At 43.3% G+C, this 14062-nt stretch carries 10 protein-coding genes and 3 pseudogenes; 7 read left to right on the forward strand and 6 right to left on the reverse strand.

The annotated features are described in order from the left end of the window. Positions 1 to 56 precede the first annotated feature (56 nt). Entirely contained in the window at positions 57 to 983 is a 927-nt protein-coding gene (locus MHI32_RS08660) for an AraC family transcriptional regulator (RefSeq protein WP_248547664.1), read from the forward strand. Positions 984 to 1329: 346 nt separating this feature from the next. Beyond that, entirely contained in the window at positions 1330 to 1770 is a 441-nt protein-coding gene (locus MHI32_RS08665) for a GNAT family N-acetyltransferase (RefSeq protein ID WP_339190256.1), read from the forward strand. 60 nt (positions 1771 to 1830) lie between these two features. Here the strand turns inward: MHI32_RS08665 and MHI32_RS08670 are convergent. The 6 genes and pseudogenes from MHI32_RS08670 to MHI32_RS08695 all read right to left on the reverse strand — a co-directional run bounded on the left by MHI32_RS08670 (position 1831) and on the right by MHI32_RS08695 (position 8657). After that, positions 1831 to 3221: pseudogene (locus MHI32_RS08670) on the reverse strand (SpoVR family protein). A gap of 420 nt (positions 3222 to 3641) precedes the next feature. Next, positions 3642 to 4178, reverse strand: coding sequence for a TetR/AcrR family transcriptional regulator (locus tag MHI32_RS08675; RefSeq protein ID WP_076195279.1), 537 nt, complete (start codon positions 4176 to 4178; stop codon positions 3642 to 3644). A 150-nt stretch (positions 4179 to 4328) separates the two neighbouring features. Beyond that, a pseudogene (locus MHI32_RS08680) lies at positions 4329 to 4965 on the reverse strand (FMN-dependent NADH-azoreductase). A gap of 263 nt (positions 4966 to 5228) precedes the next feature. Beyond that, a pseudogene (locus MHI32_RS08685) lies at positions 5229 to 6049 on the reverse strand (SpoVR family protein); the annotation flags it as partial. Between the two features lie 626 nt (positions 6050 to 6675). Beyond that, complete coding sequence (locus MHI32_RS08690) at positions 6676 to 7689, reverse strand: bifunctional glycosyltransferase family 2/GtrA family protein (RefSeq protein ID WP_340012166.1); 1014 nt, start codon at positions 7687 to 7689, stop codon at positions 6676 to 6678. Continuing rightward, positions 7686 to 8657 carry a phosphodiester glycosidase family protein gene (locus tag MHI32_RS08695; RefSeq protein WP_076184669.1) on the reverse strand — a complete coding sequence of 324 codons (972 nt, stop codon included), beginning with the start codon at positions 8655 to 8657 and terminating at the stop codon, positions 7686 to 7688. The genes MHI32_RS08690 and MHI32_RS08695 overlap by 4 nt, the downstream gene beginning before the upstream one ends. Positions 8658 to 8815: 158 nt before the next feature. Between MHI32_RS08695 and MHI32_RS08700 the strand changes: the two genes are divergently transcribed. From MHI32_RS08700 to MHI32_RS08720, 5 genes are all read left to right on the forward strand, one after another. Further along, a complete protein-coding gene (locus MHI32_RS08700) occupies positions 8816 to 9532 on the forward strand; it encodes a response regulator transcription factor (protein ID WP_036684414.1) in 717 nt (238 codons plus the stop codon). Next, on the forward strand, positions 9532 to 10467 hold the full coding sequence (locus MHI32_RS08705) for a sensor histidine kinase (protein ID WP_340012167.1): 936 nt from the start codon (positions 9532 to 9534) through the stop codon (positions 10465 to 10467). The genes MHI32_RS08700 and MHI32_RS08705 overlap by 1 nt, the downstream gene beginning before the upstream one ends. 117 nt (positions 10468 to 10584) lie before the next feature. After that, positions 10585 to 11505 (forward strand): ABC transporter ATP-binding protein, encoded by a 921-nt coding sequence (locus MHI32_RS08710; protein ID WP_076126453.1) that lies wholly within the window; start codon positions 10585 to 10587, stop codon positions 11503 to 11505. Continuing rightward, a complete protein-coding gene (locus MHI32_RS08715; protein WP_256717259.1) occupies positions 11489 to 12190 on the forward strand; it encodes an ABC transporter permease in 702 nt (233 codons plus the stop codon). The genes MHI32_RS08710 and MHI32_RS08715 overlap by 17 nt, the downstream gene beginning before the upstream one ends. Before the next feature lie 208 nt (positions 12191 to 12398). Next, entirely contained in the window at positions 12399 to 14036 is a 1638-nt protein-coding gene (locus MHI32_RS08720) for a PAS domain-containing protein (protein WP_076195082.1), read from the forward strand. The last annotated feature ends 26 nt before the right edge of the window (positions 14037 to 14062 follow it).

Here is a 14062-nt window from a genome sequence, read left to right on the forward strand (position 1 = left end):
GGCAATAATGCAGCTCAGCAAAACAGGAACAGTCCATTTCCAGCGCAGTTGATATAATGAAATCACCGTACGGGGAAAGGCTGGTGCTGCACTTGAATTACAGTAAAGATATAGAAAAATGTGTTGAATATATAGAAGCTCATATTAAAGAAAATATAACGGTTGAAGAAATAGCGACGGAGGTCGGATATTCGGTGTATCATTTTTGCCGAGTGTTTAGCTTGTGCAAAGAAATGTCTGTGATGGAGTATGTGCGGAGCCGAAAATTATCCTTAGCCTCAATTGAATTATTTGCTGGAAAAAAGATCATTGATATTGCGCTGGACTATGGTTTTGAAACACAAAGTGGCTTTACTAAAGCTTTTCGCAAAACCTTTGGTTATAGTCCGACACAATATGCGGCACGGATGGATGGGTTTAGTAAAGGAAATTCAATATTTGATATCGGAGGTTATATTATGAATCCTGTTTTTGTTCGTAAGCCTGCTTTTAAGGTGGCTGGTTATGGTATCCAAACTAATGTTGCGGGTAGTATGTACACTAAGGATATTGCTTCTTTTTGGAGCCATTATGAGGGTGAAAACCTGGAGTCCAAAATGTATAAAATACTAAACCCGCCTAAACACGGAGAAGTTGGTTTATGTATTCCGTCTTCAGATAACGGCAATGCCACCTATCTTTTGGGTGTTATTGTTGAGGACTACTCCAAGGTAGAAGCTGATATGTTGACGATGGATGTGCCAGAAGCCGAATATGCCGTGTTTACAACACCTCCAGTGGATACTTCAACGGATACAGAGCAAATAGAGTTTGCCCAAGTCATAAAAAGCAGCTGGAAGTACATCTTCGAAGAATGGTTTAAGGACAGTGGTTACGTTTATGACGAGACTAAGCTGGATTTTGAGTTTTACGATGAACGCTGCCATTCGCGGCCAGATACAGTGATGGAGATTTACGTTCCTGTGAAAAAGTTGACTGAATAGTCGATAAGGGCAAAGACCGCGCGGTGATAATTGTAATTTCAGAAATGTTTAGACTTTAGGTCGCTGACAAAGGCGAACGCTACGGTCCTACATTTTCAAACTTCCTTACGTTACGTTCACCTGAGCATTTGCCATGTGCAGTTATTAAGTTGATATGAGGGTGTCGATGAAGGTCCGCAGCGTGTTACCGCTGTGGGTCTTCTTTTTTAGGAACTCCCAAATGGAAACCAATGATACTTTTGGGGTGTTTTTTTATCTAATCAGTTTATGTTTGACGAGTATCATCTTCCGTAGTGTAATAGAGTCAATTAGAAAGGTAATTCGAAAATAACGGGGAGTGGGGCAGATGATTAGAGAAGCGAGAGCTGATGACTGGAAAGACATAGCGGAATTATTAGAACAGTTGGGATATCCGGATACAGAAGTGTTCATGCAAGAAAAAATAGAAAAGCTAATCCTACATCCGGACGAGGAATTATTGGTTTTTGAGGAAGATGATCAAGTGGTAGCTTGTATTTCCATGCATTACATATCCCAATTAGGTCTGGTAGGAGATACTGCAATTATAAGTTATCTTGTGGTGAGTAATTCCATTAGGAGCAAAGGAATTGGACGAAAGCTTGAGGAGTATTGCGCTGATTTAGCTAGAAAAAGAAACTGTGATAAAATTCAGGTTCATTGTCATTCCAGAAGAACTGATGCGCATAGATTTTATGCTCGACAAGGATTTGTTGAGGCTCCAAAATATTTCTCGAAGTCGTTAAAAGAATCTGAATCCTCATTTTAGTCATAGCAAAAAGCGGCAGATAAGTGTTAATACCCGTCTAGGTCTGCCGCTTTTTTTAGTTTAAATAAATTTCCGCTGCACCTTTTTGCCATCGTATGAAAAACGCGCCTTTTTGTCTTCCACAACCGTCTGTAGATGAACCGTCCGCCCCCATAAAGAGTAGATGTGAGGGAGTGTGCGCTCCAGATACTTCAGATCCAGCTCGATGCTTTCATAGCGATGAGTTATAAATAATTCACCATTCTTCTCGAAGTCTGCGTCCTCAATGACCAAGTAAGGAGACCCGCCATTGACCCGGGCGAGCACCAGTTGATCTCGTACATTTTCCCATGCTTTATCGGTGATTTTCCATTCGGGGCCTTTTTTCTCAAAAACATAAAGATCGAGGTCGTTCACCAATTCCTTCGACAGATAGCTGCGGATAAAGGAGGTATCGGATTCCAACTCACGTACTTCAAAGATTTTCTCACGGTCCCAGCGGCGTTCGATGTCTTCAAAGATTTTCAGCCCCAGATAGTAAGGATTCAGGCTTTGCCGTGAGGGCTGCACGACGGATGAATTCAATTTTGCGTACTCCACAGTTTCCTCTTCGGTCAGATCTAGTTCGCGAACGATGCGCTGATGCCAGTAGGAAGCCCAGCCTTCGTTCATGATTTTTGTCTCCATCTGTGGCCAGAAGTAGAGCATTTCGTCATGGAGCATCGTCATAATGTCACGCTGCCAATCCTCCAAAACAGTGGAATATTGCTGGATAAACCAGACCATATCTTTTTCTGGCTCAGGGGGAAAGCACGGTTTCCAGAGGATGCTTCCTGCGGCCCGGTATTGCTTTTATCTAAATTCCATAATTCGTCATAAGGATTGGATGATTTCGAGCCGCCTGGAGGGGCGTCTTTGAGCTCCTTCATCTTAGCTTCCAGTAGGTGAGTTTTGCCCAGCTTGCGTGGCTGGATCAGACTGGGGTCTATATGCTCCTGGATAGCCAGCACTGAATCGATGAAGCTCTCCACAGCATCAGTTCCGTAAGTTACAGAATAACCGGCAATCCGATCTGCTGTAGCTGACATGCTCTCGACCATATCTCGGTTGGACATGGAGAAACGCATATTATTTTTGAAAAAATCACAGTGCGCTAGCACATGGGCAACGATCAGCTTATTCTGAATCAGTGAATTTCCATCCAGCAGGAAGGCATAACAAGGGTTGGAGTTAATAACGAGCTCGTATATTTTGCTCAGTCCGAAATCGTATTGGGATTTCATTTTATGAAAGGTTTTTCCAAAACTCCAGTGTCCAAATCGTGTAGGCATTCCATAAGCGCCGAATGTATAAATAATATCTGCGGGGCATATTTCATAACGCATGGGATAAAAATCTAAACCGAAGCCAGTGGCTATTTCCGTAATCTCGGCAATGGCCCGCTCTAGCGCATTAATTTCTTCGCTTGGCATGAATCTTTCTCTCCTTCCTACTCTGGGCACCGCCTGTATGGGGCAGAACCTATATGAAATGCGGATACCTGTATCGAAAAATGCTATTCATACTATGTATATGGGAGGAGGGGAGGCAATATGACGGGGGAACTATCGTAGCCACCACCCAAACGTATTTATAAATAGATGATTCCTCATTCAGAAATTTGGCGAATTCTTCCTCGCTGTCACTGTATGTGGAAATTCCATCCTTGCGATCCTTCTGAGCTTGCTGAAGTTGAGACAGGACACCTTCATTGTTGAAAATGACTGAAGTCATTCGCTTCTTCTCCAACAAAGATAATACAAACGAAAAGTATAACAGCGAGAGAGATTTTCAAGGCGTCTTGAAGTAAAGAAGAAACTATGGGGTGGAGAATTTATAGAATGGTTTCTATACTAGCCTAAAATGATATTTGTCAAACGGTTTACCGCCGTATGCAAAGTTTCTTTCCCCTCTACACAAGCCATTGCAACCCCGTAGATGCCCCAACTCCAAAATGTAGCCAGTAAATAATGTTCTTCCTTCACACCATGCTCTTTATCTAATAAAGCTTGAAGTGTTTCCGTCAATCGTTGTTTAATTTCATAGTCCATTTTCGATTTGAATTCTTCAAGAGCATGTTGACATTGTAAGGATAAATTTATTTGAGAACTCATAATAGCTTGGAGGGACATAATAATTGTTTGTTCATTGATGACTTCTTGTAAGGCTACTTCATTAAAAATTTCTTTCGTAAGAACTTCTCTTTGAATCACATCGATTAAATCGTATTTATCCACAAAATGATAGTAAAATGTTGAACGGTTAATCTCTGCTTCTTGTGTAATATCACTAATGGTAATATCACTAAAATCTTTTTGTTTAATCAGTCTCATAAAACCATTCATGATATTTTCTCTTGTTCGTTGAATCCGTGGATCTTGTTTTTTCATTTGTACCTTCCTTCTTAAAATACTAATACTTTTTGACACTTGTTGGATTAATGGGTGACCCCATTATAACAGAAAAAATTTTCGAAAAAAAACACTTCATGGTCCATTTTTTGTATGGACTACGAAGTGCAGTATAAAGATAATAAACGATTAGAAGCTTTGTGCTAATTGCTTGGCACGCTCGATGCCTGCTGCTTTAATTTTCTCGGCATTATTTGGCATTTTAGCTTGACCTTCAATAAATAAACCTTCATATTCAGTAATACCCATGAAGTTCATAATATGTTTTAAATATCGATCGCCTAGCTCTTCATCTGCTAAATGACCTTCTGAATAAAAATCACCGCGAGCTTGAATATGAAGCACTTTCTTATTATGAAGTAAGCCAACAGCACCAGTCTCCGTATATCTAAACGTCTTACCAAGGTACAGCTACGGCATCGATGTATGTTTTCACAACGGATGGGAATGAGAAGTTCCACATCGGCGTTACGAATATCATTTTATCCGTTGCAATAAATTGATCGAGAATTTCGTTTAGGCGACTAACTTTCGCTAATTCCTCAGTTGAAAGAGCGTCAATTTTCTGTCCTGCACGAAGTTTCCCCCAACCACTCATAACATCTGCATCTAAATTTGGAATATCTTCTTTGAATAAATCCAAGGTCACGATTTCATCCGTTGGGTTGGTCTCTTTATATGTTTCAATAAATGCCTTTCCTGCTGCCATACTAAACGAACGATTTTCGTCATTTGGATTTGCTGTAATAAATAATACCTTAGTGATAATAATCTCCTCTATTCTTTTATGTTTACAACAATTGTTGTTAAAGTTAGTATAAAACGATTAATCTACTAAACAAACCATCAATTTTATTGAATTGTTGCAAATCCAACACTCAGCTAGCATTGATTGAAATAGTTTTGGAAAAAGAGAAGCGGCCAATCGGACACAATCCACGAAGGGGATGAATCTGAAATAAAAAAGCTCTCCATAAACGATGCTTCATCGTTTGTAGAGAGCCTTTTTGCGTAAGCACCTTAGCTGACCGAAGCCCAGCCTTCGTTCATGATTTTTGTCTCCATCTGTGGCCAGAAGTAGAGCATTTCGTCATGGAGCATCGTCATAATGTCACGCTGCCAATCCTCCAAAACAGTGGAATATTGCTGGATAAACCAGACCATATCTTTTTCTGGCTCCGGGGGAAAGCACGGTTTCCTGAGGGTGCTTCCTGTGGCCCGGTATTGCTTTTATCTAAATTCCATAATTCGTCATAAGGATTGGATGATTTCGAGCCGCCTGGAGGGGGCGTCTTTGAGCTCCTTCATCTTAGCTTCCAGTAGGTGAGTTTTGCCCAGCTTGCGTGGCTGGATCAGACTGGGGTCTATATGCTCCTGGATAGCCAGCACTGAATCGATGAAGCTCTCCACAGCATCAGTTCCGTAAGTTACAGAATAACCGGCAATCCGATCTGCTGTAGCTGACATGCTCTCGACCATATCTCGGTTGGACATGGAGAAACGCATATTATTTTTGAAAAAATCACAGTGCGCTAGCACATGGGCAACGATCAGCTTATTCTGAATCAGTGAATTTCCATCCAGCAGGAAGGCATAACAAGGGTTGGAGTTAATAACGAGCTCGTATATTTTGCTCAGTCCGAAATCGTATTGGGATTTCATTTTATGAAAGGTTTTTCCAAAACTCCAGTGTCCAAATCGTGTAGGCATTCCATAAGCGCCGAATGTATAAATAATATCTGCGGGGCAAATTTCATAACGCATGGGATAAAAATCTAAACCGAAGCCAGTGGCTATTCCGTAATCTCGGCAATGGCCCGCTCTAGCGCATTAATTTCTTCGCTTGGTATGAATCTTTCTCTCCCTCCAGCTTGGGCTTATGCTGCAACCTATTCTGACAAGGCTGCAAAGGTTCCGCGACAACGTCCGGGACTGTTCCATTTAAGTATATGGGAGAGAAGATGAGTGTATGACGTTCTGAATTTCTGAGTGAAAATAATGTGATTTTGTATACATTATTGGAAGGAAGCACTAGCTTTTTTTGTATGCGAATTCTATCAACGGTATCCTTCTCGGTGAATTCGGACTCAGATGACGTTATTTGCAAATTTCCAGCCTTTTGAGCAGGGTTGCGGACCCCACAGACGCTATCCCGCAGAAAGAGGCTCATATGTGGTGTCTTTCTTGCCAATAGCGGCTATGGGGTCCGTTAGCATACCAAAAGTGGAATAATACTGCGATTAGTGTCATCTGTGTCCGATAGGTGCCCAATAGGTGCCCAATAGATGCTCCATATGTGTTCGAGGAGCAGTTCCATAGGTGCCCGATAGAAGCTCCACAAGTATCCGATTAGTACTCCATAAGTGTTCGAAAAGTGCTCCACAAGTGTCCAATTAGTGCTTCACAAATTCCCAATTGCTCACCACACGAGCATAAGCAGTCGAGAGAACTTAACCTTCCCAGAGTACCCAAACCCTCAATAGACAAACCTCCGTTGCGCCCAATAGCTGAAAAGGAAGATTGAAGCCTCGGTCAGTAGCTTGGCGGCGACAAGCGGAATAATCAGCTTTTCATTATAGAAATAGAGTAGCCCATAGTTGAACAACAATACGAGGATCACCAGCGCAAAATATTTGGGAAGCGATGTCTGAATCTTGGAGCGTTTGCCGCCCGTGAAGACATATTTTCGGTTCATAGAATAGTTGAAGACAGAGCTGCACAATCTCGCGGCCGCGACGGACAGGAATAGGTTATGGCTGAGCCTTTGAAACAGGAATAAGAGTGTGAAGTCGAGCAGGGCTGACAGCAGCGAAGAAGTGCTGAATATCAGTATCGGCAGATAAATCCGGAAGGAGTCCATCAGAGGCCGGAAATGGGATGATTTATTATCGTCCAGATAGACGGTATCGATGTACTCTTCAGTAATGGTATACCCCTCTTTATGGGCGGTTAGCAGCATGTTCATTTCATATTCAAACCGTTCGCCGGGAATCTGGCATAGCCAATCAAGCATTGATAGGGGGTAGCCGCGCAGACCAGACTGTGTATCATAAATCTTAGTGCCTGTAGTTAAGGAAAAGACCGTCCGGGTTACCGAGTTGCCGAAGCGGCTGCGCAGAGGAATGGTTCCGGTGAACCGGCGGCTGCCGAGTACGATTCCCGGGGTAGTCTGGTTCCGCAGAGATTCAACGATCCGGTTAATATCATAAGGCAGATGTTGGCCGTCGCTATCCGCGCAGACTACATAATCCGGCAGACCAGTCTCCTGAATATACTGGAACCCTGTCTTCAGAGCACGTCCTTTTCCGAGGTTGACTTCATGGGTTAGGACAGTGCAGCCGAATGCTTCTGCCATATCGAAGATTCCACGGTAGTGCGGGCCGCTGCCGTCATCCACAAGAACAATAGGTTCGAGCTGGAAATTATGCAGCTGTAAAATCAAATCGAGCAGTCGTTCATCTGGCTCATAGGCTGGGATCAGTATAGTCATGATGTTGCCCCCTCCTTGATATAAAGAATGTCGCTGACGCCCCGCTCCTTGTTTTTGCCCTGCGGATTATTTACGACCCGTCCCATGAAGTACATAGTGGATGAACCACCGCCGTCCAGATTGTAGGCTTCTGTGGCACCAAGGTCGGACATTACATCGGCTAGCTCAGTAAGGGTCATCCCACGGCTGTACCCTTCATTGCGCCCGTCAACTACGACAAACACATAATGGTTTGGTGCGATCATACCAACTGCGGTGCGGGGATTCGCGTTCTGGATGGAATGGTTGCCGAAGTTGGTATCGATTTTGACATTGCTGAAATCACTGGCAATCTCCCCGTCCTGAATCAGAATCGGACCAAAGGAAAGGGTATCGGTGGCCCCTTGCGCCAGCAGTTCAGAGGAAGAAATCTCTTCCTCGTTATAGGTTTGCATTGTCCCATCATCGAACAGCGCCATTGCATCCCGCACAGGATCATCACGATACACCGTGCCGTTACGGATTATCACTCCGTCATTGCGGAAGCCATAGTAATCACCATTGATGGCAAAAATCGCATGGTTCGCGGAAGCAATGTCCGAGGTATCCTCAGTGATGTTTGTTCCAAAGCTGTTGTCGGCAAAAGCAGTGCGCAGACTGCTCGCTTCCTTGAGGACGATATCAGCGACAAAATAAGTGATCTGGTCTGAACCGGAACCGGTCTGCACTTGGTCGATCTGGATCTGAATATCATCGCTGGAGTAATTCCAGTCGTCAGAGGTTGCGTTAACTTCGGCAGTTGTAACGGCTGTAGCTCCTGAGCTGCTAGTTGTAGCTGCATCATCCGCAACTACGACTTCGACATGTTCGATTAAGTAACGATCTGCCAGACTATATATCACTGTGCCGAGAAGCAGGAGGACAATGATCATCACGATCAGCAGCTTTCGTTTGAAGCTCCAGGCTTGCTTACTTCTCTTGTTCAACATTGAAGCATCACCTCATTTTGTAAGTTGTTAAGGCCATAATACCTGGGCTACCTTTAATGAAACTGAAATAAAAGCTGAAATAAAAACCGAAATAGTAAGAGCTCCGGGAAATTGGTATAATTTAACGAAGAGGTTTTCGACTACGGGGAGGTTTGGACATGCCACAGCGTGTGCTGCTGATTGAGGACGACGAAGCAATCAGTGAAATGGTCAGGTCTTATTTGGTAAAAGAAGGTTATGAGATTGAAGCTGTATTTGACGGTGAAGTAGCGGAGAGAACATTTCGGACCGGTGGTCCATTTGATCTTGTACTGTTAGACCTTATGCTGCCGAAGCGTAGCGGGACTGACATTCTTCAGACTATTCGTGCGGGGAGTCTGGTTCCAGTGTTGATCATGTCCGCCAAAGACAGTGATGTAGATAAAGCGCTTGGGTTAGGCTTTGGGGCGGATGATTATATTACGAAGCCCTTTTCTATGATTGAGCTAGCGGCTAGGGTGAAGGCAGCGATCCGTCGTGCAGGTTATGCATCTCCCAGTATCCAAGTGGAAGATCAAGCTCCGGTGAAGCAAATGATCTCCATTGGCCGATTGACTGTAGATTTAGATAACTTCTCTGCGTTGAAGAACGGGGAAGAAGTAAAGCTAACGTCGAAGGAATTTCATATTCTTAAGCTGTTTGTGACGCATCCGGGCCGAGTATTTACCAAAGCGCAGATTTATGCGAGCGTATGGGAGGATGATTATTTCGGGGATGAGAACGTCATTAATGTACATATGAGAAGATTACGTGAAAAAATAGAAGACGATCCCTCCCATCCCGAATACATTAAGACGTTATGGGGCATCGGGTATAAGCTGGGAGAACAGCTATAATGATTGCGGTGCTAGGTGTTGTCATTGTGCTCTTACTCGCCGTCATTGTGTGGCAATATCAGAATTCGCGTAAAGCTTCTAATGATTTGCGATATATGCATGACAAGTTAAGCAGCATTATGGAGGAAGGCTCACATGAAAGATTGCTGCTGTTCAGCGGTAATTTGGAGCTGCAGAGCGTGCTGATTGACCTGAACCGGCTGCTGGATATCAATCATAAAGGAAGCATTGAGCGCGTAAGGCTGGAGAAATCCATGCGTAATATGCTGTCTAATATTTCTCATGATCTTAAGACTCCGCTAACGGTTGTGCTTGGTTATATTGAGACCATTCAACAGGATGAGCATTTGCCGGCCGGGGAAGGGGAACGGATGATGAAGATGATTCATCAAAAAGCTCATGAAGTGATCCAGCTGATGAACAAGTTTTTTGATTTGTCCAAGCTGGAATCTGGGGATCGGGAAATTGCGCTTTCACGAGTTGAGGCAGGTGAAGTATGCAGACGCAACATCCTTTCTTTCTATGATATCCTCAGCGCTAAGGGCAGTGAGGTGGAGATTGAGATTCCGGATGAGGCTGTTTACTTCATGGGAAATGAAGAGGCTCTTGATCGAATATTGTCCAATCTGTTGTCGAACGCAATTTCTTATGGCGACGCTGGGAGCGTATTAGGATTAAAGCTCTATAGTGATGAGAACAAAGTATACATAGACGTGTGGGACCGGGGAAAAGGCATTAGTGAAGTACACCAGGATAAAGTATTTGAGCGTCTGTATACGCTGGAAGACTCAAGAAATCGGGCTTATCAAGGCAGCGGTCTAGGTCTGACGATCACCAAAAGATTAACGGAGCAAATGAATGGAACGATTACATTGGTTAGTCAGCCGTATGTGAGAACGGTGTTTACCCTTACTTTTCGCAGATTACGCTTCTAAGGAATAGAATTGTGCGCAGCTTAAGATTTTCGTAAGAAACGAGTAATAAAAAAGAAAATTCTGCTGTGTACAATAAGAACTAAGGAAGACGAGACGAAAACAAAGGGGAGCGCGGAATTGACTACAATACTTCGGACAAGAAATTTAACGAAAACCTATCAAGGTAAAGAAGTCGTCAGCAATGTGAATATGAATATTAAGCAAGGTGAAATTTACGGGTTTCTTGGACCGAATGGTGCTGGCAAAACTACCGTGATGAAAATGGTCACGAACCTCGTTAAACCTACGAGTGGAGAAATTGAATTTTTTAATGAAAAAATGACTGAGCATTCTTACGAAATGCTGAAGCGGATGGGCTGCATCATTGAATATCCAGTGTTTTATGATAAATTGACAGCCAAAGAAAATCTGATTTTGCACGGAGAGTACATGGGCTATTATGATCCGCAAGCGATTGGTGAAGCGCTGGAGCTGGTAAAGCTCACAGGTGTCGATAAAAAGCCGGTGAAGCAATTTTCACTTGGGATGAAGCAGCGTCTGGGTATTGCCAGAGCCTTCATGACGAAACCTGAGCTGCTCATTTTGGATGAGCCGATTAATGGGCTAGATCCTGTGGGAATCAAGGAGATGCGTGAAGTGTTCCGGATGCTTAGCCGTGAATATGGAATGACGTTACTTGTATCTAGTCATATTCTGGGGGAAATAGAGCAGATTGCTGATACGATCGGTGTGATCCGGCAGGGTGCTCTGGTAGAAGAAGTGGCGATGGATTCCATTCGTGGCCAAAATACTGAATATATCGAAGTGGTTACGAATGAGATTAATAAAGCAGTGTATGTGTTGGAGCATAAGCTTGGGCTTAATAATTTCAAAGTGCTGGACCATATTACAGTTAGAATATATGACGGTGGAATCTCACAACGTGATCTGAATAAGGCGTTAGTGCTAGCAGATGTGGAAATTGAAAGTATCAGCAAAAAACAACATACGCTGGAAGATCATTTTCTGCAATTGATTGGGGGTGAAGGCATTGCTTAAATTAATATCTTTGGAGATTCGGAAGAATAAGCTAAAAACGCTTCTTACAGGTGCAGCAATCGTCAATCTTGCGATTCTTGCGTTTATGATTATGGTTTTATTCGTTGATCAAAATGAGAGCGAACCGTCATTTGCTTCTTATGCAGAGTTGTTTGAGGGCGTGTTCGTTTTTGTAAAGGCTGCTTATATTATTTTCGCTTCGGTTATTATTAGCAAGCTGGTGATTGATGAGTATAAGAACAACACCATTACTCTTCTCTTCATGTATCCTATCTCACGTAAAAAGCTGATGACTGCGAAAATATTGATAGTGTTCGCCTTCACATTTGTGGCCATTATCGTGGCAGATATTGTAGTCGGCGCTATCCTAGTAGGATTCAATTCCTTTGCAGGGCTTATTCCGGGTGAACTGACCCTTCATGTAATCACTTCAGAGCTGATTAAGTTAGGCGCAAACGCTTTTTACGCAGCGGGTATTGCTCTAATCCCATTGTACTTTGGAATGAAGAAAAAATCGGTCCCTGCCACCATCGTCTCAGCTGTGTTAGTTACCTCCCTAATTTCTGGGGGATTTGATCAAGCTCGCTTAGGTAATTTAGCGGCGGTGTCGATCTCACTTGGTTTGCTAGGAGCAGGTATTGCCTATATGGCTATTCGCAACATTGAACATAAAGATATAGCCTAATAGATTCGGAATTCACCCCCTTTTATAACCCTTTTGTAACGATGAAAAAGCATCGTGATTGGGTTATAAAGGGGGGATTTGACGTTTATCTACGACTGATTTCCGTAATTTTGATATAATAGATATGAAATATATTTTAAATTTTAGATGAACATTGCTCGTTTAGGGGTAATGATAATGGATGAGAGAGCCTGAGGGGATGTGAACTGTGGATAAAGACTGGACGTCCATTCTGAGACGGTTGCTTTCGGAAGAGAGCGCTTATAAATCGTTATATGACCATCATCCTGATTTGATATTCGTTCTGGATAGACAAGGTCGCTGCGTAGGAACCAATCGAACTTTTCATCTAGGCTTGAGCGCAGAAGCGAAGTTGCAAAATACAAGTCCGATATCAGCAAAGAGAAAAAAACTTGGCAATATTGCTAGTTTTGAGGCTGCTCTGCAGGGGAACTCCTCAAGCTTTGAGCTACAAGATTTAGAGAATCCCAAAAAAGGCTCAGATTGCGTAGGCGTTAAACTATTACCGATCAGAACGGAAGAAGGGATCGCCGGGGTATTCGCGATTACTCAAGTGGCTAACGGAAGCGCTCTTTTACATGCAAAATTGTTACAAGACTGGCTAGATGAATTAGCGGACACCTTAGATACTGAATTACCTATCACGGGCGAAGTGGAGATCAGCTCCAAAGATAGCTCAATAGTAGCTGTGAAGGATCAACAATCGAGTCTCATTCTGAATTCCGTCTCCGCGGGAATCTTTGTGCTGGATACAACGGGGCGCGCTCTATTTATTAACCGTGAGGCAGCGGATATGTTAGGCTACCAACCAACAGAATTGATGGGTTTGAAGCTTATGGATTATATCCATCATATCCAAGGTGATGGTTCGCGTTATTCGACACCTGATTGCCAGATTAGTCTTACGATAGAGGATGGAATCATCCGTAAGAAAGATGATGAGATCTTCTGGCGTAAGGATGGCACCAGTTTTTTTGTTAATTATCGGGTAGCACCTCTTATTGATGAAGGGCTGATCGCCGGTGCGGTTATTGCCTTCAGTGATATTACGAATGAGCGAGAAATCATTCGTGCGAAAGAATCAGCAGAGCAGGCAGCGCAAGCCAAATCTGATTTCTTAATGATGATGAGCCATGAAATTCGGACGCCGATGAACGGGATGATCGGAATGGCTGATCTATTGTTGGATACTGAACTTGGAGAAGAGCAGCGAGGTTATGCCGAGATTTTACGCAGCAGTAGTTATACGTTATTGCAGATCTTGAATGACATTCTTGATTTCAGCAAAATGGAAGCAGGTAAAATGTCACTACAATCCGAGAAGTTTGATCTCCGCGAGATGATCTCAGACGTCATTGATTTATTTGCACCGAAAGCGGAAGAGAAGAAGCTGGCATTACGTTGGTGGATGGATACTAGCGTTCCAACCATAATCATTGCTGATCCGATCCGCTTGCGGCAGATTGTCGTGAATCTGGTAGGCAATGCGCTGAAATTCACGGAACGTGGGAGCGTGACCCTATCGGTGAAGAACATTCCACTATCTGATGAACAAGAATTTTTGTTGGAGTTTTCAGTGCGGGATACAGGTGTAGGAATTGCCGGTAACAAACTCAATCTATTGTTTCAATCTTTCTCACAGCTGCATCCGTCCATAAACCGTAAATATGGAGGCACAGGCTTGGGACTGGCGATTTGTAAACAGCTTGTGGAGCTGATGGGTGGGACGATCTTTGTAGAAAGTGAAGAGAATCAAGGTTCTACGTTTCGTTTTATGTTGCCTTGCAGAGCAGAAGATATAGAGCTGGAAGTAACTTCAAACTAGGGGGGTTACACACAAATCTCCGGTCC

The sequence above is a fragment of the Paenibacillus sp. FSL H7-0690 genome (assembly GCF_037980415.1).
Lineage (GTDB): Bacteria > Bacillota > Bacilli > Paenibacillales > Paenibacillaceae > Paenibacillus_AQ > Paenibacillus_AQ odorifer.

Bases quoted from the DNA above. Each gene is read 5' to 3' on its own strand.
- MHI32_RS08660 (WP_248547664.1), top strand. From the start codon at position 57: ATGAAATCACCGTACGGGGAAAGGCTGGTGCTGCACTTGAATTACAGT.
- MHI32_RS08665 (WP_339190256.1), top strand. From the start codon at position 1,330: ATGATTAGAGAAGCGAGAGCTGATGACTGGAAAGACATAGCGGAATTA.
- MHI32_RS08675 (WP_076195279.1), bottom strand. From the start codon at position 4,178: ATGAAAAAACAAGATCCACGGATTCAACGAACAAGAGAAAATATCATG.
- MHI32_RS08690 (WP_340012166.1), bottom strand. From the start codon at position 7,689: ATGACTATACTGATCCCAGCCTATGAGCCAGATGAACGACTGCTCGAT.
- MHI32_RS08695 (WP_076184669.1), bottom strand. From the start codon at position 8,657: ATGTTGAACAAGAGAAGTAAGCAAGCCTGGAGCTTCAAACGAAAGCTG.
- MHI32_RS08700 (WP_036684414.1), top strand. From the start codon at position 8,816: ATGCCACAGCGTGTGCTGCTGATTGAGGACGACGAAGCAATCAGTGAA.
- MHI32_RS08705 (WP_340012167.1), top strand. From the start codon at position 9,532: ATGATTGCGGTGCTAGGTGTTGTCATTGTGCTCTTACTCGCCGTCATT.